Origin of the sequence: Lactiplantibacillus fabifermentans DSM 21115 (assembly GCF_000498955.2) — a bacterium.
Lineage (GTDB): Bacteria > Bacillota > Bacilli > Lactobacillales > Lactobacillaceae > Lactiplantibacillus > Lactiplantibacillus fabifermentans.
Window position 1 is genome coordinate 1 of sequence record NZ_AYGX02000050.1, and the last position, 24,465, is coordinate 24,465.

17 protein-coding genes are annotated in these 24,465 nt (G+C 46.2%); 15 read left to right on the plus strand and 2 right to left on the minus strand.

The features are described from left to right. Positions 1-601: 601 nt before the first annotated feature. Complete coding sequence (locus tag DY78_RS04165) at positions 602-1,957, minus strand: aspartate kinase (RefSeq protein WP_024625086.1); 1,356 nt, start codon at positions 1,955-1,957, stop codon at positions 602-604. 213 nt (positions 1,958-2,170) lie between these two features. On the opposite strand from DY78_RS04165, the gene yfmF reads away from it, so the two are divergent. From yfmF to DY78_RS04230, 13 genes are all read left to right on the plus strand, one after another. Beyond that, positions 2,171-3,433, plus strand: a complete 1,263-nt coding sequence (gene yfmF / locus DY78_RS04170; protein ID WP_024625087.1) for an EF-P 5-aminopentanol modification-associated protein YfmF — start codon at positions 2,171-2,173, stop codon at positions 3,431-3,433. Continuing rightward, a complete protein-coding gene (gene yfmH / locus DY78_RS04175) occupies positions 3,434-4,735 on the plus strand; it encodes an EF-P 5-aminopentanol modification-associated protein YfmH (protein WP_024625088.1) in 1,302 nt (433 codons plus the stop codon). 103 nt (positions 4,736-4,838) lie between these two features. Further along, positions 4,839-5,735: a helix-turn-helix domain-containing protein gene (locus tag DY78_RS04180; protein ID WP_024625089.1), complete on the plus strand. Its 897-nt coding sequence runs from the start codon at positions 4,839-4,841 to the stop codon at positions 5,733-5,735. Between the two features lie 22 nt (positions 5,736-5,757). Continuing rightward, positions 5,758-6,342, plus strand: a complete 585-nt coding sequence (gene pgsA / locus DY78_RS04185; RefSeq protein ID WP_024625090.1) for a CDP-diacylglycerol--glycerol-3-phosphate 3-phosphatidyltransferase — start codon at positions 5,758-5,760, stop codon at positions 6,340-6,342. Between the two features lie 660 nt (positions 6,343-7,002). Then, positions 7,003-8,265 (plus strand): competence/damage-inducible protein A, encoded by a 1,263-nt coding sequence (locus DY78_RS04190; RefSeq protein WP_024625091.1) that lies wholly within the window; start codon positions 7,003-7,005, stop codon positions 8,263-8,265. Between the two features lie 91 nt (positions 8,266-8,356). Continuing rightward, positions 8,357-9,430, plus strand: coding sequence for a recombinase RecA (recA, locus tag DY78_RS04195; RefSeq protein ID WP_024625092.1), 1,074 nt, complete (start codon positions 8,357-8,359; stop codon positions 9,428-9,430). A gap of 227 nt (positions 9,431-9,657) precedes the next feature. Further along, entirely contained in the window at positions 9,658-11,217 is a 1,560-nt protein-coding gene (gene rny, locus DY78_RS04200) for a ribonuclease Y (protein WP_024625093.1), read from the plus strand. Between the two features lie 194 nt (positions 11,218-11,411). Continuing rightward, on the plus strand, positions 11,412-12,026 hold the full coding sequence (locus tag DY78_RS04205; RefSeq protein WP_024625094.1) for a helix-turn-helix transcriptional regulator: 615 nt from the start codon (positions 11,412-11,414) through the stop codon (positions 12,024-12,026). A 28-nt stretch (positions 12,027-12,054) separates the two neighbouring features. Next, on the plus strand, positions 12,055-12,648 hold the full coding sequence (locus tag DY78_RS04210) for a helix-turn-helix transcriptional regulator (protein WP_024625095.1): 594 nt from the start codon (positions 12,055-12,057) through the stop codon (positions 12,646-12,648). Positions 12,649-12,778: 130 nt separating this feature from the next. Next, the gene (locus tag DY78_RS04215; RefSeq protein WP_024625096.1) at positions 12,779-13,585 is read left to right on the plus strand and encodes a TIGR00282 family metallophosphoesterase; all 807 of its coding nucleotides are present in this window, start codon (positions 12,779-12,781) and stop codon (positions 13,583-13,585) included. Positions 13,586-13,613: 28 nt separating this feature from the next. Next, entirely contained in the window at positions 13,614-16,292 is a 2,679-nt protein-coding gene (gene mutS / locus DY78_RS04220; RefSeq protein ID WP_024625097.1) for a DNA mismatch repair protein MutS, read from the plus strand. A gap of 21 nt (positions 16,293-16,313) precedes the next feature. Beyond that, entirely contained in the window at positions 16,314-18,344 is a 2,031-nt protein-coding gene (gene mutL / locus DY78_RS04225; protein ID WP_024625098.1) for a DNA mismatch repair endonuclease MutL, read from the plus strand. Positions 18,345-18,682: 338 nt separating this feature from the next. Continuing rightward, entirely contained in the window at positions 18,683-21,757 is a 3,075-nt protein-coding gene (locus DY78_RS04230; protein ID WP_029779016.1) for a YfhO family protein, read from the plus strand. A gap of 396 nt (positions 21,758-22,153) precedes the next feature. Here the strand turns inward: DY78_RS04230 and DY78_RS04235 are convergent, their stop codons facing one another. Further along, positions 22,154-22,669 carry a DUF1015 family protein gene (locus DY78_RS04235; protein WP_024625100.1) on the minus strand — a complete coding sequence of 172 codons (516 nt, stop codon included), beginning with the start codon at positions 22,667-22,669 and terminating at the stop codon, positions 22,154-22,156. Positions 22,670-22,830: 161 nt separating this feature from the next. Here DY78_RS04235 and ruvA point away from each other — a divergent pair, with 161 nt between their 5' ends. Both ruvA and ruvB read left to right on the plus strand, forming a co-directional pair. Beyond that, positions 22,831-23,439, plus strand: a complete 609-nt coding sequence (gene ruvA / locus DY78_RS04240; RefSeq protein ID WP_024625101.1) for a Holliday junction branch migration protein RuvA — start codon at positions 22,831-22,833, stop codon at positions 23,437-23,439. An 11-nt stretch (positions 23,440-23,450) separates the two neighbouring features. Further along, on the plus strand, positions 23,451-24,461 hold the full coding sequence (gene ruvB / locus DY78_RS04245) for a Holliday junction branch migration DNA helicase RuvB (protein WP_024625102.1): 1,011 nt from the start codon (positions 23,451-23,453) through the stop codon (positions 24,459-24,461). The last annotated feature ends 4 nt before the right edge of the window (positions 24,462-24,465 follow it).

The following is a 24,465-nucleotide window of genomic DNA, read 5'->3' on the forward strand; positions in this document are numbered from 1 at the left end:
GGTTATGCTGAACAATTTGTCCAAAAATTCGGATTAAATTTGCAATCTACCATAAGGACTTTTATGATTGTTTAGCAGCGAGTGCCCAGTTAGCAAAGACGCGGACGGTGATTCCGGTGTTGCATGATTATCATTTGAAAGATGTGGGATAAAAATAAGAGTGGTTTACCAGGCGGTTAATTTGCGAGCATTAACGTGACATAACCAATTATGTCCGGGCTTTGGGCATAATTGGTTATGTCGGGTTAAGCGGAACAAATTGCCTGGTAGACCACGTTTCGGCAATAAAGATAAGGAGATAATCCGTCCATCTAAGGCGGTTAGTTCACGGGCATGATTGTCCATGTCGGGTTAAGCGGAACAAACTGCCTTGGGGACCACGGTTCGACAACAAAGATAAGCAAAAGCCACCGCTATTAGTGCCACTTGCATGGCGACTTCAATTACTACTGACTTCCAGCTAAATTGCAACTATCATTCAGAAACAATAAGGGAGCCACCACTAACAAGCATAGTGGTGACTCCCTTATTTGTACTGTTCAGATAAGACGTGTCATTAAGCGAAGACGTCAGTCCCAGATTCTTTAATAGTTTTTGAAGCTTACTTTTTGAAAAATTCATTATACAAGGCCACGACAGCTTGATCCGCATCGCGGTCGTGAATCCCAAACATGATTGAAATTTCGGACGCACCTTGGTTGACCATGATGAGTTTAATATTGCTATTGGCTAAAGCCGTGGCCGCGCGCGACATGATGCCGACGCGGTTGCGCATGCTTTCACCGACTAACATTAAGATAGAGTAATCATGGGTGAAGTAAATTTCATCTGGATGGACCGCGGCTGAAATTTCTTGAGTTAAGTCTTTTTCGAGTTCCGGCGTCAATTGATGTTCATCGAAAATAATCGTTAAGTCATCAATCCCGGATGGCATATGTTCGTAGCTGACGTGATGATCTTCTAAAATCGTCAAAATCTTACGGCCAAAGCCCACTTCTTTGTTCAACAAGTATTTGCGTAAATATAACGAACAGAAACTTGATGAACTGGCAATCCCGGTGACGGGGTAGTCAGAACTAGCTTCACGGTTCGACTTGATAAGCGTTCCGGGTGCTTCCGGGTGATTCGTGTTTTTAACATTCACCGTGATGTTACCTTGAATGGCTGGAATCAACGCTTCGTCATGGAAAACAGAAAAGCCAGCGTAGGATAATTCGCGCATTTCCCGGAAGGTCATCTCATTAATGGCCGCGGGTTCAGCCACCAATGAAGGATTGACCGCATAAATGGCGTCGACATCGGTGAAGTTTTCGTAACGTTCAGCGTTGACGCCACGGGCGATGATGGCCCCGGTAATGTCGGAACCGCCCCGCGAGAAGGTACAAATTTGCCCATTGCGGTTATAAGCGAAGAAACCAGGGATGACGAGAATCTGGTCACTGTCGGCCCACTTGGCAATGTTTTCGTAACTGCTGTCGATGATTTGAGCGTCGTCAGGGACATCGGTGACGACCATCCCCGCATCTTTGGGGTCGAGATAACGGGCATTTAAGCCGGCTTGCGCGAAAACTGCGGCGACTAATTGAGCGTTCAAGCGTTCGCCGTGAGCTTTAAAAGCGGCCATCAAGTATGTGTTGTCCGCATATGGTTGGTTAGGCAAGTTTTTAATCGTGTTAAAAATGGGGGTCAGTTGGGCTTCAGCCACGTTGAACCCATGACCGATTTCGGCATATCGATCAATGATCGTTTGCACGACCGCCGTCGTATCTTGGCGGTGAATCGTTTGACGAGCATATTGGATAAGCAAATCGGTGACTTTGGTATCGCCATCAAACCGTTTACCAGGGGCCGACACAATCACATATTTGCGTTGGGCATCGGCTTGGACGATTGACAGTACTTTTTGCAGTTGGGTACTGCTGGCTAACGAGCTGCCACCAAATTTAATTACTTTCACATTAATTCGCTCCTCATTTTATCAATAATGAAAAGAATAGCAGACAAACCGCGAGTTTGCAATGTTAAACTAACCTCATAGGAATCTCATTTTTACCGGATTTTGCCAAAATTGGACCGACCCAATGAAATTTCCGGGGAGTTTAAGGAGGGAAAGTTGCGTCAAGACGGCCTTTCGCTTATTATTTAGTACATATGCAAGGAGGACTAAAGTTTGCAAACTCAGTTAGCAAAAGGGGTTCAATTGACGACGGTTACTAGTCATCAATTTAAAACCAACCAAATTATTGTTAATTTCCGGGCACCGATTGTCCGTGATGAAATTACCAAACGGGCCTTGTTGTCCAATTTATTAGAAACGAGTTCGGCCGAATATCCCGACCAACGCGCCTTAGCACATGCGTTAGCAGCGATGTACGGGGCCGCTTTTGGCGCGGGTGTTAGTCGCAAGGGACCAACGCACAATTTGCGGTTGGCTATTACCGTACCCAATGAACGTTATTTAGCAACACAAGCACCATTGACGGCGCAAGCCATCGATTTTTTAAAAAGTATTATTTTTAAGCCACTTACCGCGAATGGTCAATTTGATCAGGCAACTTTTGACCGGCAGTCAACCAATTTGAAATCAGCAATTGAATCGGTTAGTGATGATAAACAATATTATGCGGCGCAAAAATTAAACGCCCAATTATTTGCTGACTCGGCGGCGCAACAAGTGCCTAGTTTTGGCGTTGCCAGTGATTTAGCCGCAATTACGGCGACTGACTTATACGCTTATTATCAACAACTCATTCAAAATGACCAAGTGGACATTATTGTGATGGGGGACTTTGACGAAGCCGATGTGGCCGCACGTTGGCAAGCAGCCGGATTTAGTGATCGTCAGGCGCCCCGTCCCGCAGCTTTTTATCACCATCAAAATACTGGGGACTATGTCGAGCAACAAGAAGTTCAAACTTTGAGTCAAGCTAAGTTGAACTTAGGTTATGATTTTCCAGTCTTTTATCGCGACGAGCATTATTTCGCCGCCTTAGTTTTCAATGAATTATTCGGTGGGTCACCACTGTCAAAATTGTTTATGAATGTGCGAGAAAAGGCGAGCTTAGCGTACTACGCTAGCAGTTCACTCGATACATTTCGCGGGGTGTTAAAAGTTCAAGCTGGGATTGATGGTCAAAATCATGACCAAGTGCTCCAAATTATTGCGGACCAATTGACGGCCATTCAACAAGGCGATTTTGAAGATGACTTAGTTGAACAAGTGAAATTAGGCTTAATCAATGATTTTGAATCTAGTTTGGATAGTCAACGCACGTTTGCGGTTCAGGCGCTGATTGACGATTTAACGCAACAATCAATGCCCGATGACGAGTGGTTGACCAAAGTTCAAGCAGTCACCAAAGATGAGATTATGGCGGTGGCCCAGTTAGTCACGTTAAATCAAGGGTTCTTCTTAAGTGGAGGCGCGGCCTAGATGCAAGTAAATAAATATGATCAGTTCAATGAAGTAAGTTATCAAACTAAATTACCTAACGGCTTGACGGTCACGTTACTGCCCAAGGCGGGCTTCCATAAAACGTATGCGGTGTTTACGACTAATTACGGTTCCATTGATAATACGTTTGTCCCGGCCGGTAGTGACGAATTGAAACGGTTCCCCGATGGTATTGCGCACTTTTTGGAACACAAAATGTTTGAAAAGGCGGACCACGATGCGTTTCAAACGTTTGGTAAATATGGCGCTAGCGCTAACGCCTTTACGAGTTTTACGCGGACGAGTTATTTGTTCTCAGCGACGCGTAACTTGCGTGAGAACTTAATGACGTTGCTCGATTTTGTCCAAGACCCTTATTTCACCACGAAAACGGTGGAAAAAGAAAAGGGCATCATCGGTCAAGAAATTGAAATGTACAATGATGATCCGAGCTGGCGCTTATACTTTGGCATGATTGGCAATTTATACCCCAATCATCCCTTACAATATGATATTGCCGGGACGACTGAGTCGATTGCTAAGATTACCGCTGATGATTTATACGCGGCTTATCGGACTTTTTATCATCCAGAAAATATGACGTTATTTGTGGTTGGTAAGCTCGACCCTGACGAAGTGTTGGATTGGATTACGACGAATCAAGCGACTAAACAATTCGATACTTTTCAACCAATTGAACGCCGGATTCCGGCGACCGCCACGGATGGTCATGATATTATCCCTTATCGGACGATTGATATGCCGGTCGCACGGGCCAAATCGGTCGTGGGTGTGAAAGGGTTAGCGCCAATCGAAGACGGTTTGGCGGCCTTGAAATATCGGGCCGGGGTTAACGTCTTATTAGAGATGTTATTCGGTGATACGTCGCAGAATTATTTGAAGTTATATGACCAAGGTATTATTGATGATACGTTTGGTTATGACTTCGAATTACAAAATGGGTTTAATTTCTTGACGTTTAGTGGGGAAACTAACGATCCAGCCCAATTTGATGCCGCCATTATTGACGGTTTGGAAAATTGGCAACCAGCCGTGCTCGACCAAGATGACTTATTGGCGACGGTCAAAAAAGAAATGATTGGGCGGATTGTTTTCATGGCGAACTCACTGGAAGCCATCGCCAATCGCTATGATCAACGCTTATTTGGCGCGGCCACGTTGTTTGACGAACCCGCGATTATTGATGGTTTGACCTTGGAAGATATTGCCACGATTGCGGCACAATTATTGACGTCACAAGCAATCAGCGAGTATCAAATTCGACCGGCAACTAAGGGTTAAGGAAATCTGAAATTTCATCGTTGCACTACTGACAACTGGGTTAGCTGTGATATACTATGAAGCGAAAGATTTTGAAAATAGACTTAGGGTGGAGAAAAAGTCAATGAGTGAAAATGAAGAAAAGCGTACGATTGGCGCGCGCTTAAAAGCGGCGCGAACAGACAAAGGTTTGACCATTGATGATTTACAACAAATCACCAAGATTCAAAAGCGGTATTTAATCGCGATTGAAGATGAACAGTTCGACAAGTTGCCCGGCGACTTTTACGTGCGGGCGTTCATTAAGCAATATGCAGATACGGTTGATTTGGACGGTAACGCGTTATTAGAAGAATATAGCGATGAATTACCTGCCACTAACACGGAAAATATCGTGCAAAACGTTGATGACGTTCAACCAACCCGGACGGCTACCCGTGAACAACCTAGCACGACGCCAGCTGGCCGTGTTCGTAATTACTTGCCAACGATTGTCGTGACGGCAGTTGTCGTCTTAATCTTGTTGTTCATCTGGTTTATGGCGGTACGGACACACACGAGCAGCTCAAGTTCATCGACAGCCGCGAGCTCGTCGGTGAAAGTATCCAGCACGAAGACGAACAGTAGTAGTGCGGCCAGTTCTAAGAAAGCCGCTAGCAGCAGTGCCGCTAAGGCTAGCTCCGAATCAAAGGCTAAGAGCAGTAAGACGCAAACTATCAAAGCTGATAGCAGTAGCGATACGGCTTTCACGATGACTAACGGCGCAGACAAGAACAAAGTTGAAATCAAAGCGACGAAAGCTGCTTGGACGTCAGTGACAACTGATGGCACGCAAACTTGGCAAGGGACGTTGACCGCTAACGGGTCACATTCATTAACCTTACCAAGCAGCGCCAAGACGGTTAAGTTCAGCTTAGGTAACGCCACTGCAACTACGATTACGATTAACGGGAAGAAGTTTGACTTCAATCCAAAGAACAGTTCGTCACAAGTACGGACGATTACGTTAACCATTAAATAAAGTTGCAAGGGGAGTTAGTACGGTGAATTTACCTAATAAATTAACGGTGTTTCGAATCATTTTGATTCCAGTATTCTTATTGATTATGGTGCTCCCACTAAGTTGGGGCCAAGTCGTGTGGGCCGGCACAACCATCCCAGTCACGCAAGTTGTCGCGACGATTATTTTCGCCGTGGCTTCCTTGACGGACTTAGCGGACGGTAAAATTGCTCGGCGACAACACTTAGTGACCAATTTCGGTAAGTTTGCGGATCCACTCGCTGATAAAATGTTAGTCATGACGGCGTTCATTATTTTAGTCCGGTTAAACATGGCCCCTGATTGGGTCGTGGCCATTATCATGTGCCGTGAATTAGCGGTTACCGGGTTACGGTTATTAATCGTTGAAAATAATGGTCAAGTGATGGCTGCAGCTATGCCTGGGAAAATCAAGACAACAACGCAAATGATTGCGATTATTTTCTTGTTATTGAACAACGTATTGTTTGCCGCTATCAACGTACCATTTGCTAGCATCATGTTATACATCTGCTTATTCTTCGTCATTTACTCGGGGATTGATTACTTCGTGCAAAACCGCGATGTTTTCTCAGATGGTTTCAAATAAAGTTAATCATAACGACTGTCAGCCTGGTGCTGGCAGTTTTTTTGGATAAAACGAATATTGCCCCTCCAGTCCGGCGGTCAGTGTTCACGAGCTGCGACCGGTTGGCGCCAAAAAGCGGTCGCCAACTTCACTTTCAAGCTCCGCCCAACCCGCGAATCTTGAAAGATGCCGGTTCGCTAAGCCGAGAAAAGCACTCAGCTAAGCGAACTTTCAGCACGTTCACACTGACCGCCGGACTTCCGGGGTGATGTTATTTTAATTGAACACGGACCAGATCGAGTCAAAAATGGTGTCGACACTGTTTTATGTAATCCAATGGTTAGCCTAGCTGAGTTAATAACTATCAGTAATAAAATTGATGGCATGAGTAATGGAGTCAGGTGTTTGATGCTGGAATAATGGGTTGAAAAATGATTATTTAAGTCGAAATATGTCGTGCGAACTTTTAATTAAATGTTGTTATGAAATTAAATTCAACTGCGGCAAGCGGCAATCCTTTTTTATGATTGCTTTTTCAGTAAAACTAATGGTCAAATTGATTGGTCGATTAAATTTATCAGACAAAAATAATGGGGCACATTTTAGTTTTCGTATATACTAAGTGTAGAGTGTGATTGGGTCGGTCGGCCTAATAAAAATGGTTTTAGGGAGGTTGCTTGAATGCAAGCCGAAATAATTGCCGTGGGAACCGAGATTTTACTCGGTCAAATCATGAATACGAATAGTACCCATATTGCGCAAGGATTAGCCGAAGTTGGGATTGATAGTTACTATCAGACGGTTGTGGGGGATAATCCTGAGCGCTTAGCGGCGGTCATTGAAATTGCCGCGCAACGAAATGATTTAGTGATATTAGCCGGGGGCTTAGGACCGACGAACGATGACTTAACGAAACAAACGTTAGCGAAATATCTAAACGTGCCGTTAGTCGAAGATGCCAAGACGATGCAAGTCATCACCGACCATTTTGAACAAGTGGGTCGTGAGATGACGCCTAATAATCGGCTCCAAGCGTTGTATCCAGCTGGTGCGACGCCGTTGATGAACCATAATGGTTTAGCGGTCGGGGCCTTTTATCAATCGCCCGATTCAGCGGACTTTATCTTATTACCAGGACCGCCTCGTGAAATGGCATTGATGTTTGATACTGAAGTCAAGCCGCAGTTGCAACAAGCGTATGGGCAACAATCCCAAATTTATTCGCGCGTCTTGCGTTTCTTTGGGATTACGGAGTCCAAACTAGCAACGGTCTTAAATGATTTGATTGAACATCAAAGTGACGTTACGGTGGCTCCATATGCTAAAACAAATGAAGTGACTTTACGCTTGAGTGCCCAAGCTGCTTCCAAAACGGCCGCAAAAGCTGCCATTGATCAAATGGAAGCTGAAATTAACGGCCGGGTGGGTGAATTTTGCTACGGCCGTGGTGACCATAATTCGTTGGCGAAAGTCGTTATTAACGATATGATTGCCAAACACTTGAGTATTACGGCGGCGGAAAGTTTAACGGCCGGTCAGTTCCAAAGCACGATTGGTGGTGTCCCGGGCGTTTCGGCAATCTTTCCGGGCGGCTTTGTGACGTACGCCAATGCGGCGAAACATCAACTCGTCAACGTGCCGCAAAAAGTGATTGATGAACAAGGCGTCGTTTCAGAAGCGACGGCCATTGCGATGGCCCACGGTGCGCGGGCGCAATTGGCGACTGATACGGCAGTTAGCTTTACCGGGGTCGCTGGTCCGGATGAGTTGGAAGGCCAACCGGCAGGGACGGTGTGGATTGGAATTGCCTATCGCAATCAGCCGACCGTGGCGTACGAATATCACTTCACGGGTGATCGCCAAAAAATTCGGGAACGCAGTGTCTTGGTCGGATTAGACTTATTACGGCGCGCAATCGCCGCCGATACAGACTTTAAAAAATAATACGAACTTTTGTTCGCTTTTTGCTTGCAATTCTCAGGTTGAACCGCTATGATATTAAAAGTAGAAAGCGAGCACCAAAGGAGGAACTAATTTGGCTGATGCACGGCAAGCGGCACTAGATGCTGCCTTAAAAAAGATTGAAAAGAACTTTGGTAAGGGCTCCATTATGCGGATGGGGGATGCAGCGAACACTGCTATCTCAACTATTTCCAGTGGGTCTTTAGCCTTAGATGATGCGTTAGGTGTTGGTGGGTATCCCCGCGGCCGAATCGTTGAAATTTACGGCCCTGAAAGTTCTGGTAAGACGACTGTTGCTTTGCACGCCGTAGCGGAAGTGCAAAAGCAAGGTGGGACGGCTGCTTATATTGATGCGGAAAACGCGTTAGATCCCGTTTATGCGGAACACTTAGGTGTTAACATTGATGACTTGTTACTTTCTCAACCAGATACTGGAGAACAAGGCTTGGAAATTGCTGATGCCTTAGTTTCTAGTGGTGCGGTCGATATTTTAGTTGTCGATTCAGTGGCGGCCTTAGTACCGCGGGCTGAAATCGAAGGCGAAATGGGTGACGCCCACGTTGGGTTACAAGCGCGGTTGATGTCACAAGCGTTACGGAAACTCTCTGGGACGTTGAACAAGACGAAGACGATTGCGTTATTTATTAACCAAATTCGTGAAAAAGTTGGGGTTATGTTTGGTAACCCTGAAACGACCCCCGGTGGTCGGGCTTTGAAGTTCTATGCGACGATTCGTTTGGAAGTTCGGCGGGCAGAACAAATCAAAGACGGGACCGATATTATCGGGAACCGGGTTCGGATTAAAGTGGTCAAGAACAAGGTTGCGCCGCCATTTAAACGCGCTGAAGTCGACATCATGTATGGTCATGGGATTTCCCAAACGGGTGAAATCGTTGATATGGCTGCCGACAAGGATATTGTTAAGAAGAGTGGTTCTTGGTATTCATACGGCGAAGACCGCATTGGTCAAGGTCGGGAAAATGCGAAGAAGTACTTGGAAGAGCATCCTGATGTGATGGCTGAGATTCGTCAAAAGGTTCGTGATGCTTATGGCATGGACGCAGCTACCGATGAAGAAGCCGCTGCAACGGATGATGTCAAAGATCCGAGTGAATTAGACTTAGGCGATACTAAAGAAGATAAATAAGTTATACGTTAACGTCCAAAGCGGTTGCTTTGGGCGTTTTGCTTACATAAGAACCGGTAAAAGACTAGATGATATCAGTATCGCAACCGCTCTCACATAAGACTTTAAGTTGACACTGCTAGTTGCAAACATTAGAATAACAAGTGTGTAAGTAATCAAAATATAACATCTAAAAATTTGTAGTTGATTTTATGTTAACTGGATTTTGGTGATGCGGAGGTGGAAACATGAATGTTTTCGGTATAATCCTCGCAGTCATCGCAATTGTTGTCGGCTATGGGATTGGTTATTATGTGCGTAAGAATGTCCACGAAAAAGAATTGGACGTAGCCAAGAACACCGCCGAAGGTATTATTTCTGAGGCCAATAAGGCAGCGGAGACTCAAAAAAAGGAAAAGATTCTTGAATCCAAAGAAGAGAGTCATCGTTATCGAACTGAAGTTGAAGCGGAATTAAAACAACGCCGGAATGAAGTACAAAAGCAAGAAGACCGGTTGTTATTACGCGAAGAAACTTTGGATCACAAAGAAAATACTTTTGAAAAACGCGAAGATGCGCTTAGCAAAAAAGAAGATAAAATTGCTAACGAGCAAAAACGGGTTGAGCAACAGCAACAAAGTGCAGCTTCACTAATCACGCAACGTCAAGCCGAATTAGAAAAGGTTGCCGCCTTGTCACAAGACCAAGCGCGGGAACAAATTTTAACTCAAACACGCGACCAATTAACCCATGAACGGGCCGTGATGATTAAAGAAAATACGGATGAAGTTAAGGCGCAATCTGAAAAAGAAGCCAAGAACTTAATTGTCCAAGCAATTCAACAAAGTGCTGCTGATATGGTCTCTGAAACGACGGTCTCAGTAGTCTCGTTACCAAATGACGACATGAAGGGCCGCATCATCGGTCGTGAAGGCCGTAATATTCGCACGCTCGAAACTTTGACGGGGATTGATTTAATTATTGATGATACCCCAGAAGCAGTCGTGCTCAGTGGTTTCGACCCAATCCGGCGCGAAATTGCCAAGATTGCGCTTGAAAAGTTGATTCAAGACGGTCGGATTCATCCGGCCCGGATTGAAGAAATGGTTGAAAAAGCACGTAAAGAAATGGATGAAAAGATCCGGGAAACCGGTGAACAAACTGTATTTGACCTGGGGCTACATGGGATGCACCCAGATTTAATCAAGCTAGTTGGGCGTTTGAATTACCGGACTAGTTATGGGCAAAATGTCTTGAACCATTCGATTGAAGTTGCGAAGTTAGCGGGCGTCTTAGCCGCTGAACTTGGTGAAGATGTTACTGTCGCGAAACGCGCAGGATTATTACACGATATTGGTAAAGCCGTCGATCACGAGATCGAAGGCTCACACGTTGAAATTGGCGTGGAATTAACAACGAAGTACAAAGAAAGTCCAGTTGTAATCAATACGATTGCTTCGCATCATGGCGATGTCGAAGCAAAATCGATTATTGCCGTGCTGGTTGCGACGGCCGATGCAATTTCGGCAGCCCGGCCAGGTGCTCGGAGCGAGTCGCTTGAAAATTATATTCATCGACTTGAAAAACTTGAAGCGATTGCTAATGATGAAGATGGCGTCAAGAAGAGCTATGCGATTCAAGCTGGTCGTGAAATTCGGGTTATCGTTAAGCCAAAAGAAATCTCTGACTTACAAGCCACTGTTTTGGCGCACGATATCAAAAAGCAAATTGAAAATGAACTTGAATATCCTGGTCACATTAAAGTTACCGTTATTCGGGAAATTCGAGCTGTTGACTACGCTAAATAATCTTGAAAAGCTACCGACCTTGGTCGGTGGCTTTTTTCGACCTAAATACATAGAAAAATTGAGTCGCGGGTTGCGCCTAATACTTAACAAATAGACCGGTTAAAACGTTGATATGACCACATGCCAAGAAACTTGGCTAGCTTTTTGAAAGCGCTGTAGGTATGATGAGGGCAAATCAAACGGAGGTGAGGGTCATGGAGTTAGGAGAACGTTTAAAAGTCACTCGTCAACAACATGGGCAAACCCAGCAGGCCGTAGCCGACCAATTACATGTGGCCCGGCAGACTATTTCTAGCTGGGAAACTGGACACAGTTATCCGGACTTGGAAACTTTATTGCAGCTCAGTGATTTTTATGACTTGTCACTTGATCAACTATTACGTGAAGATACGCAAGCGGTGCCGAAAATTCAACGGCAAATTGTTTTAAAACAATTGCATGGGATTCGGCGTTGGTTAGTCGGGGGCAACTTGGTCGTGATTGCGGTACTTGTCGCCGTGCTATTTTCCTGGCCGTGGCAACTGGTGGCACCAATCGTAATCATGGGGTTAGGGGTTTGTGATGTCGTCGCGCTAAATCGAGTCAATCGCTTTCAAGCCCAATTGGCCCCTAAATCACCATTGCTATTACGGGAACGTTGGCCGTGGTTGGCGGCATATTTATGGTTACCCGCAGTGGCATTGATGATTTTAGGAGGTTGGGGCACCGTTCAAAATAATTGGGCCGCGGGGGCGCTAGCGGTCGGGACTGCATTAGGATTCTTTTGGCTAATTATGCGGACACAATCGGCAGTGTCGCCGTTTAAATAGCGGCCGAATAAAAAAGGAGATGAGGGCGATGCGTTTAGGTGAACAATTACACTGCGCCCGCCAACAACATCAAATGACGCAACAAGCCGTGGCCGACCAATTGCATGTGGCCCGGCAGACGGTTTCGAGTTTGGAGACGGGACACAGTTACCCTGACTTGGAAGAACTGGTGGCGTTAGGCGATTTATATCAATTATCACTGGATACGTTGTTACGTGAGGATGGGCAAGTTTTATTAAATATTCGTCAGACGACCGTGCTGGCAAAATTGAAAGTTATTCGCTGGTGTTTAGTAGCAAGTAATTTAGGGTTTGTCGTCATCATGCTATTTCCGGTCTTAAAAGTTAATGGCAATATCCTCCTGCTGATGATCTTTAATTTAGTAGCGTGGTGGCAGTTACGACGTTTCTGGCGTCAACTAAAGCCACGGCCGCTATTACGGCAACGCTATCCACAGTTGAGTCGCTGGCTAGGAACGATTGGGTTGGGCTTACTCGTCTTGGGCGGGGCGACCAGTCGACATTGGCCGGCGCAATCGGTGGCTGGCATGTTCGTGGTTGGCTTGTTGCTACTAATTAGTTGGGCCATGATTGCAACCGCGGAGCTGCCAGAAAAATTATAAAAATTAAAATAACGCGTTGCGCTGCTACTGGCAGGGGACGCGTTATTTTAATTGAGTAAAGTTCACTGACCTTTTTGGGGCAAAAAAATGCTAAAATAATTGATATAACGTTAAAACAAGGGAGCAACTAATGCGAATTTTATTTGTGGGTGATGTCATGGGCCAAGTTGGTCAAGATGCGATTGACACCTATTTACCAAAACTCAAACGGCGCTATAAGCCGCAAGTCACGATTGTTAACGGCGAAAACGCCACACGCGGTCGCGGCATCAATGAACAAGTTTATAAGAACTTTTTACAGGCGGGCGCTGATGTCATTACGATGGGTAACCACACTTGGGATAATAATGAAATTTTTGACTTTATTGGTAATGCCAAGAAGTTAGTGCGACCATTAAACTTTCCCCAAGCGACCACACCAGGGGTCGGCTATACTATTGTGAATGTGAATACCGAAAAATTAGCGGTCATTAACTTGCAAGGAAACGTCTTTATGGGGCAAAATTTAGCGGATCCGTTTACGACGGTGCAACCACTCGTTGCCGAGTTACGGGAAACGACGCCCAATATCTTTATTGATATGCACGCCGAAACGACGAGCGAAAAAGAAGCCTTGGCTTGGTATTTAGATGGCCAAGTTAGTGCGGTCATTGGGACGCACACCCACGTGCAAACGAGTGACAACCGGGTGTTACCTGACGGGACGGCCTTTCTGACCGACGTTGGGTTCACTGGGCCATATAACGGTATTTTAGGGATGACTCGTGAAAACGTCATTCAGCGCTTCTTGGAACAAATGCCGACCCGCTTTAATGTGCAAGAAGATAGCCCGGCTGTTTTATCCGGGTGTGTGATCGACGTGGACGGGAAGACCGGCCACGCGAAAAAGATTCAACGGATTTTGATTAATCCCGACCATCCTTATTTTGATGATTAATTTTTACGAATAGAAAGTAGGAAAGACAGTGCCACAAAAGACTAAAGATACGCCGATGATGCGTCAATATTTCGCGGTGAAGAATCAATATCCCGATGCGTTTTTATTTTATCGACTCGGCGACTTTTATGAGATGTTTTTTGACGATGCCATTAAAGGTGCCCAATTATTGGAATTAACGTTAACGACGCGGAATCATTCCGCTGATAATCCCATTCCGATGTGTGGGGTGCCACATCGCGCCGTTCAAAACTATATCGACATTTTGGTTGATAAGGGTTATAAGGTCGCTATTTGTGAACAAATGGAAGACCCGAAGCTTGCCAAAGGCATGGTTAAACGGGAAGTTATTCAACTCGTGACGCCGGGGACGACTTTGGAACGTGGTGCCGAACAGGCAAAATCTAATAACTATTTGACGGCGTTGACGCAAGCGGATGGTCAGTTTGGCTTTGCTTACGCCGACTTGTCAACTGGGGAACTCAAAACGAGTTTGTTGACGACCAATGATGCGCTCATTAATGAAATTACGAGCTTGCAGACGAAAGAAATCGTGGTGGATGATTCCGTTGCCACTGATTTGCGTGATCAAATCAAAACGATTGGCGTGTTGATTTCTGAACAAAACAACGTCGAACCCCAAGCGGAACTCAGTTATTTGACCCAAGATTTGACCGTGGACTTAGAAAAACAAGTCGTTGAACGGTTATTGATGTACATCAACGTCACCCAAAAACGCAGCTTAGCGCATTTACAAAAAGCCGTTGCTTATGAACCATCGTACTTTTTGAAGTTAGACCACAATTCAAAATATAATTTGGAATTGATGAAGTCGATTCGAACGGGCAAGAAGCAAGGCACCTTATTGTGGTTGCTCGATGAGACCAAGACGGCGATGGGTGGCCGGTTATTGAAACAATGGTTGGACCGGCCCTTGATTGTCAAAGGCGATATTGAAACGCGGCAAAATAAAGTGGCAGCATTATTAGACCACTATTTTGAACGCAGTAATTTACAAGAAGAACTTGTTAAAGTCTATGACTTGGAACGGTTGGCCGGGCGGGTCGCGTTTGGTAGCGTCAATGGACGCGACTTGATTCAATTAAAGACGTCCTTACGGCAAGTGCCGAAGATTCGCTATATCTTGTCAGAATTAGATGCCGATGTCTTTAACGATGAGGTTAGTCACTTAGACCCTGTTGAAGATGTGGCGGATTTAATCGACGAGGCAATCGTTGAAGAAGCCCCCTTATCCGTGACGGATGGTGGGGTCATTAAAGACGGTTATGATGAACAACTCGACAAATATCGCGATGCGATGAATAACGGGAAAAAGTGGATTGCGGCCTTAGAAGCGAAGGAACGTGAAATTACCGGAATTAAGAACTTAAAGATTGGGTTTAACCGGGTCTTTGGTTATTATATCGAAGTGACCAAAGCGAACTTAGCGCAATTACCAGAAGACCGTTATGAACGCAAACAAACGTTGACGAATGCCGAACGATTCAGTACACCGGAACTCAAAGAACACGAGAGCTTGATTTTAGAAGCTGAGAGCCATTCTACTCAACTGGAGTACCAACTCTTCACCAAAGTGCGCGAGACCGTTAAAGGGGCGATTAAGCGGCTCCAAGCGTTAGCTAAAGCCGTGGCCGCCATTGATGTGCTGCAAAGTTTTGCGGTCGTCAGTGAAGACTATCACTTTGTCCGGCCAATGTTGACGAAATCCCACGACTTAGAAATCGTGGAAGGCCGCCATCCGGTCGTTGAAAAGGTCATGGGCAATCAAAGTTATGTGCCGAATGACGTGCAGATGACGCCGGACGAAACCGTGTTACTGATTACTGGACCGAACATGTCCGGGAAAAGCACGTACATGCGCCAGCTCGCGTTGACCGTTATCATGGCGCAAATCGGTTGCTTCGTACCGGCTAAATCAGCACAGTTACCAATCTTTGATCAAATCTTTACCCGGATTGGCGCGACCGATGATTTGATTTCTGGGCAAAGTACGTTTATGGTCGAAATGCAAGAAGCCAACAATGCGCTACAACATGCGACCGCCAACAGCTTGATTTTATTCGATGAAATCGGGCGTGGGACGGCGACGTATGATGGGATGGCGTTGGCCCAAGCGATTATTGAATTTGTGCATAATAATATCCATGCGAAGACACTGTTTTCAACGCATTATCATGAATTAACCGCCTTAGACCAAGAGTTGCATGGCTTACGCAACGTCCATGTCGGGGCGACCGAACAAAATGGCGAACTCGTTTTCTTACACAAAGTCGAAACCGGCGCTGCCGATAAATCTTATGGGGTTCACGTGGCCAAATTAGCCGGGATGCCGAATGATTTATTAGTGCGTGCTAATAAGATTTTGACGAGCTTGGAAAGCCAAACAAGTACCGTGTCCACGACCGCGGATTCGTTAGCGGCCACCAGTGCGCTGTCCGAAACGCCGACTGAAGCGACCACGGCACCGGTTAGTGAAGCAGCTGCTAAGCCAGTTGCAACTTCCGAAGCGCCGGTTGAACCAGCGGCGGCCAGCGACGAACAGTTATCCTTGTTTGCCGAACCGACTGTCACGGATGCCAAGGGCGAAAAAGTTTTACAACAATTAAAGAATTTAAACTTAATGGCCATGACACCAATGGATGTCATGAACCAACTTTATAAATGGCAACAAAAGCTCGATAAATAAATTTAGAAGGGGCCGATGGCAATGGGAAAAATCCATGAATTATCATCCGTTTTAGCGGATCAGATCGCTGCTGGGGAAGTTGTGGAACGCCCCGCCTCGGTCGTCAAAGAACTCGTTGAAAATTCGATTGACGCCCATGCGACCCAAATTGACGTGCTCGTGTTAGAAGCCGGCGTCCAGTCGATTCGGATTATTGACGATGGCGATGGGATTGCGGATGAAGATGTGTTAACCGCATTTAAACGACATGCGACGAGTAAAATTACCTCGCGCGCGGATTTATTCCGCGTTCACTCGCTCGGGTTTCGCGGTGAAGCCTTGCCGAGTATCGCGTCAGTGGCCGATGTGGTCTTAACGACCAGTACCGGGACCACGGGGACGAGTATTCATTACCGGGGTGGTAAGTTATTAAAACAAGCCCCGGCACCGCTGCGCCAAGGGACCGATATTACCGTGACTGACTTGTTCTTCAATACGCCAGCACGGTTGAAATATTTAAAATCTGCTCAAACTGAATTAGCTAATATTTTAGATGTCGTTAATCGGTTGGCCTTGAGTTATCCGGAAGTTGCGATTCGCTTAGTGCACAACAGTAAAGAATTGCTGAAAACGGCGGGCCGTGGTGATTTGCAACAAGTTATTGCGGGAATTTACGGCGTGCAAAATGCCCGTAAAATGGTCGAAATTAATGGTAAAAACGAGGACTTTCAAGTCAGTGGTTATGTGGCGTTACCGGAATTAACCCGGGCGAGTCGCAATTACATCACGGTTTTGATTAATGGCCGCGCGATTAAAAATCAACAATTGACTAAAGCGATTATCAAAGGTTATGGGTCGAAGTTAATGGTGGGACGCTATCCGATTGCGGTCGTTGACTTAAAGATGGACCCGTTGTTAGTTGATGTTAACGTGCATCCAACTAAACAAGAAGTTCGTTTGAGTAAGGAGCCCGAACTCGCCAAGTTGATTAGTTCGACGATTACGGACCGCTTAGCTGATGTTAATTTGATTCCATCGGCTTTACAAAACTTAGGAAGTCATCGGCGGGAACGTTTGAATACCGACCAATTAGCGATGGACTTGAATGCGGCTTCGTCGCAATATCACGTGGCCCAACCCAGTCCGCGTAAACCGGTGACGCCGACCCCGGTGAGTGAAGCGGTTCCGGCCGTCGAACCGTTACCGGCGAGTGAAGCCCCGGCCACCGTCGAAGTCCAAACCACGGCAGCTCCGGAAAACGAAAGTGCGGCCACCGAACCTATCATGATTAGCGACCGCCATCAACTTGATACAACTGCCGTATTGGCCTTTGACGATAAGTACCAAGCCGAAGACGTGGCGTTACCGTTCGGCGAAGAACCCGCCACTACCGCGGCTGATACGACCGCCACCGCTGATGATGAAGTCCCTGAAGAAGCTGTGGTTGACCCCGATGCTGGGGAACGCTTCCCAGAATTACGGTATATTGGTCAAATGCACGGGACGTATTTGTTAGCGGAAGCTGATGATGGCATGTACGTCTTGGACCAGCATGCCGCCCAAGAACGGATTAATTACGAGTATTATCGGCAAGCAATTGGGGAAGTTAGCAAGGACCAACAGAACTTGTTAGTGCCGATTGTGTTGGATTATCCAACGAGTGATGTGTTAAAAATTACCGAGCAACTGCCGCTATTAGTGGAGCTGGGTATTCATCTCGAAGCTTTTGGTGGTAACAGTTTTATTGTCCACGCCCATCCCACTTGGTTTAAAGCAGGCCAAGAAGAAGATACGATCAAAGAAATGATTGACTGGGTCTTACGAGATGACAAGTTGACCGTCGCACAATTCCGTGAAAAGACGGCCATTATGATGTCGTGTAAACGCGCCATCAAGGCTAATCACCATTTAGATGACCAACAAGCTCGGGCTTTACTCAAAAAACTACCAACGTGTGAAAATCCGTTCAACTGCCCCCACGGTCGACCCGTGACGGTGCACTTTACGAATACGGACATGGAAAAAATGTTTAAACGGATTCAAGATAGTCACGAATCCACAACTAATCATTAATTTTTAAGTGTCTAGGACTGGTGTCTTTGAACCTTGGCCTCCAGCAAGTTAACCTGTTTCCGGGTTGTCAGTGCCTGATTACACTTATTATTTGAATAACACGACAAAGTAGCCGCAACAACTTTTTGTTAGTTGCGGCTACTTTGTTGTATCTGAGTGATAGTCGATGGGGCCCCAATGATTTGGGACGCGTTATAGGATGGCAAGGTGAAACTTAGCAAAAAATTAAGTTTGTCAAACACGACCGTGCAAGCGGGAAAACAATGGTAAAATAAGGCCATTATCCAAATCGAAGAAATGGGGCTCACCAACTTGGTGACGAGATAAGGGGAACGACATTGATTAGTAGTAAGTTACGAAAAATACCATTGTGGGTACAATACACCGGCATGTTTGTGCTCATTGCAGCGATTGCGTATAGCGGCTTGTTTTTGGCCGGGCGGACGTTGATTTGGGAAGTTGACGGGATTGCGCAACATTTTCCGATTTTGTTGGAGTTTCAAAAGATTTTGCAAAGCCACAGTTTGAAGTTAGCGAGTTGGTCGTGGAATCTCGGCTTGGGGGCCGATCAGTTAACGACGTTTGCGTATTATGTAGTGGGCGATCCGTTTAATTATTTGGTGGCCTTTGTGTCGCGGGCGCACTTGGAGTTTTGGTATCAAGCGCTTATTATTTTACGGCTATACGTCGTCGGCTTGGCATTTTTAGGGTTTAGTGGTCAGTTTAAATTTAGTCGCTTTAGTCGCTTGATTGGGACATTGACTTACACCTTTACCGCTTATACATTTTATGTGGGCATGCATCATCCGTTCTTTTTATTGCCAATGATTTGGTTTCCATTGCTGTGCTGGAGTATTGAACGGATTTTCCATGGTAAAAGTTGGCTACCACTTAGTTTAATTACCGCCGTGGTCATTATGAGTAATTTTTATTTTGCTTATTTATTGGCACTCGGTAGTCTCATCTACGCGTTAGTCCGGTTTTGGAATTTGAAACGGCAAGCGGCCCCGTTACGGTCGTTTGGTCAGCTTTTATGGCGTATTGTGATCGCGGTGCTACTTGGGGTGATGATGGCGGGAACGTTGTTAGTCCCAACATTACTAGCGATGCTAAATGCGACGCGGGCTAGTTTTAACTTTGCCAACGGCTTATGGACTTATCCCATTAATTACTATGTTAACTTGCCCAATCGCTTGTTAACTAATGGTGGGAGCGTCCAATATTGGGTGACCCTAGGCTTGAGTGGCATCAGTTTTCTGGGGGCCATTTACACATTACGGCATTTCAAACGGTATTGGGTGTTAAATTGGGTCCTCGTGGCCATGATGATTGGCATTTTATTGCCTAGTTTTGCGGCCGTCTTTAATGTCTTTTCAACGCCTTCCAATCGGTGGTTGTTACTGGCGACTTTAGTCTTTGCGTTAGCAACGATGCACTTTGTGGACCAGTTGAGCTCGTTGACGGCGGGGGACTTGAAGTGGTTAGCCGGGGTTAGTGTCGGTTGGCTTGCGCTGATTTGGGTCATCAACGGTTTTTATTTAAATATTCGCAAACATGATTTAGCGACATATCTCGTGATTTTAGTGTTAGTTGGCCTACTGCTAGCGCGCTCTAGCCTACATTTGACGAATCGTCAGTTCAATTGGTTGTTGCTAGGAATTGTCACGTTGAATTTAGCGAACAATGGCTTAGGCTGGTTGAGTATTAATACGAATTCGAATAGTACGGAGCAAATCCGGCGCGGGACGGCGATGCAGTGGGTCCATAATTATTTTGATGGCGCTGAAGCTGCCTTGCCAGAATCTGACCAGTTTTATCGCACGGCACTAATGCCTAATTACTATACGATGCGGTCGGCTGAGAGTGATGTTCCCATGGTTTTAGGCACTCACACGGTGGGATCTTATTTTTCCGTGCAAAGTGCGTATGTCGGTAAGCTCAGTCAAGACCTCGGTAACAGTGAATACGCCATGAATTCACCGTTAGGGACCTTGAGCGAACGGACCACCTTCAGTAATTTATTAGGTGTGCGTTATTTGTTTGCCCGGCAAGACCAGCTGCAAGGGCAAGCCTTGCCAGCCGGCTACCAAGTGGTGACGGATAAAACTGGGGCGGCGAAAGTTTATGCCGATAAGTTTATTTATGGATTGAGTAACCATACGGGCACGGTCTTGTTGCAATCGAAAAATGCGTTGCCGTTGGTCTATACGCAAAAACAACAAATTTCGACGGCGCAATTTGAAAAATTGAGTGCCGTTGACCGGGAACAGGCCATGTTACAAGGAGCAGTGACAACGCATTCGGCGGCCGGCGTGAAAAAAGTGGCAGTTAAGTCGACTGCTGAAACAGTCGATTATACCGTGCAAGCCGATGCCACGAACGTGTTAGATAGTTTAGATAAGGTCATGATCTATCGGAATCAACATGCAACCGGGTCTTCGAACAATGCCTTGACCAAATTACCGGCCGATACGGTGACATTAACCCCAGAACAACGCGAGCTGTTGACGAGTGATACGGGTCTGACGCAGCCGTCGACCAAGTTGTTGCGGTTAATTACCGCCAACGCCAGCATCATTGAACAGACCAATACTGATAATCAAAATGGGTTGAAGTCGTTAGCTAGCGACGTACAGGGGCATCAGATTCCGTATACGTTAACCATCAATGAACCGAAAAAGTACCGTAATACGGAAATGTATTTGGTCTTATCGGGCATTAGTTATCAACGCTCATCCATTAAAAATGAGTTACAAACGAGTCAAAATACAACCGTCTTCACCGGGCGGCCATATTCAAAAATTGACCATCTGAATGATATTCGTGACGGCTTAAAGGGCAACTTGAGTGCCAGTGGGTATTCCTTGACCGCTCAAACGGTTGACAATACGGTCAGTTTTAATCAGCTTGGGACGACGAACATGTCGGACTACGAACCACGGACGGCTGCGGTTATCAACTTAGGTTACAGTAAGTACGCCCGCGGCAAGATTACCCTGAACTTCACGAGTATTCGCGGCTTGAAGTTCAAAAAAGCCGAATTAGTGGCGGTGCCGTTCGGTAAGCAATACACGCGCCAAACGCACCGATTACAAGACCAAGGTTTGACCAACTTACACGTGACCGACAATCAAGTGACTGGGAAGACCACGGCCAGTGCCAAGGCTAGCGTTTTGACGACGTCGATTCCATATTCGACCGGGTGGCAATTACAAGTTGACGGGCAACCGGTCAAAACGCAAGTCGTCAACGATGCCTTTGTCGGTGCTCGACTCAGCGCGGGCCGGTATCACATCAAGTTGACGTACACGACGCCGGGCTTAAAACTAGGCCAGATTCTCAGCGCGTTGGGCGCAATACTAACGCTTGCTGCCGCCGGTTGGTTCACTTGGCGACGTTATCACCAATCGTAAGTCCAGCTCAGATCTAGGCTTCAATTGTTGGCCTCCAGCCAGTTAGCCAGGGTTCTCGTGCTGGGACCGGTCAGCGCCAAAAAGCGGTCGCTGGCCTCGCTTTTGAGCTCAGCCAAGCCCGCTAATCTCAAAAGTCGTCCTTGTTCTAAGCCGAGAAAGTCACTCGACTAAGAACAACTTCAGCACGTTCGCCCTGGCTAACCGGCTTCCGGGACGTCATTGCTAAATTACACGTATTATTTGAACAGCATGACAAAGGAGCCGCCACTATTCTGTTGTACTAGTGGCGACTCCTTTGTCGTGTCTGAATGATAGTCGTAATTACTGCTGACCGGAAGCGGCAAGATCGCTCAGTGGTATTTTACAGTAAATATTTACCGTGAAATCAGAACAGATTTAAGCGTTCAAAAATTCAATCAAATGGTCGGGAACTTCGACTGGTGCTTTGAACTTGGCCCATTCTTGGTCAGCAACGAGCATGACTAACGGCGTGCTAATGGTCGTTAACCAGGTTTTGCGGGGTTCGATGGGGGCTAAAGTTTCCGTGATGTCGGCGGTGACGTCAGCGTCAGTGATTTGCCAGAGTCGGTGGGTCACCCCGTGGTCGTCCGTTAATTCGAAGGCCTTCGGAAAGTGACCGACCCAATCGTCAATCAACATTTCAATCACGGGTTGTTGTGAATAGAGCACGGTGTTGATGGTGCTCGGGATTACGGTGGTGACCGTTTTCCCCGCCGGCCAGCTGGCAATTAAGCGCCACTGGTGCACGCCGTCTTTAGTGAGCTCGTACCAGTAATAGCTGGGCGCAGTGACGGGCTTGGCATCACTGGCTTGCCAGTCGGGGGTATTGCTTTTTAGTTTTTCAAGGCCACTAGTGGTTGGTAAGCTAGCAGCAAATGGTTTTAAGTCCATGTTGGTCAACTCCTCGGTCTATGAGCATAGCATAATTTAACGGGCTTGCCGAGAATTTCGTGAGAATTTTTTATTACGGTAGCGACAGTATCAAGCGACCGGGGAAATGTGGTACAATTTACGAAGCAAACATATGTTTTTATTAAAGGAGTTTTTGGACCGTGTATGAATATTTCTTAGGCCAAATTACCGATGTGACCCCCAGCTTTGTCGTAATCGAAGTGGCGGGCATCGGGTATAAAGTATTAACAGCCAATCCATATCGTTATCAAGTTGCCAATGAACCGGTCAAGATGTATATTCATCAAGCGGTTAGCGAAAACGGCATGAGCTTATTCGGTTTTTACGATGCCGATGAAAAGGCACTTTTTGAAAAATTATTAAATGTTTCTGGAATTGGCCCCAAGTCGGCGTTAGCCATTTTAGCTAATAACGACCATTCGGGCTTGATTCAAGCCATCAATCAAGAAAATGCCACGTACTTAACGAGTTTCCCCGGGGTCGGTAAGAAGACCGCCCAACAAATCGTGTTAGATTTAAAAGGCAAACTCAACGACTTAAACGTTGACGTCACTGGACAAACGGAATTAGACGTGACGACGCCGGCGGTTGATAGCGCCTTGGCAGATGCGTTAGCCGCCTTAAAAGCGTTAGGATACTCGGCACGTGAAGTGAAGAAGATTACGAAGAAACTCGAAACTTATAGTCAAAATCATGCAGTTGATACGAATGACTTATTAAGTGAAGGGTTACGGTTATTGACGAAATAGGAGGGATATTAGTGGACGACGACAAATTATTATCCGGCGACAATCTTGATGCGGCTGAAGGTTCCTTAGAAAAGTCGCTGCGTCCGCAAACGTTAGCCCAATATATCGGTCAAGACCAAGTCAAACATGAACTCGGCGTGTATATCGAGGCCGCCCGTAAGCGGGAAGAATCACTGGACCACGTCTTACTCTTTGGCCCCCCGGGGTTAGGGAAGACGACGTTAGCGATGGTCATTGCCAATGAGATGCAAGTCCACATTCGTACGACGAGTGGTCCGGCGATTGAAAAGCCGGGGGATTTAGTCGCGCTCTTGAATGAATTGGAACCTGGTGATATCTTATTTATTGATGAAATCCATCGGTTGCCTAAAATTGTCGAAGAAATGTTGTATTCGGCGATGGAAGACTTTTATGTCGATATCGTGGTCGGTCAAGGCCCCACGGCGCATCCGGTGCATTTCCCGTTACCACCGTTTACTTTAATCGGGGCGACCACCCGTGCAGGGATGTTATCAGCGCCATTGCGTGATCGGTTTGGAATTGTCGAACATATGGAATATTACCAAGTTAGTGACTTGGAAGACATCGTTAAACGGACCGCCGATATTTTTACGACGCCGATTAAACCTTCTGGCGCGCATGAAATTGCCCGCCGCTCGCGGGGGACGCCGCGGATTGCGAACCGCTTATTCAAACGGATTCGTGACTTTGCAGAAGTTGCTGACCAAGCCGCGATTGATGAAATCATCGTGAGTCGCTCGCTGACGTATTTGCGGGTGGATGAAGACGGCCTTGATGAAACGGATAACAAGCTGTTACGGACGATGATTGAATATTACGATGGTGGTCCGGTCGGCTTAGCAACCATTGCGGCCAATATCGGTGAAGAAACCGACACAATTGCCGAAGTGGTCGAACCATACTTGCTCCAAATTGGGTTTCTCAAACGGACGCAACGTGGGCGCGTCGTTACCGTTAAAGGTTATGAACATTTAGGATTAGCTTACCCAGAACATAAATAATAGA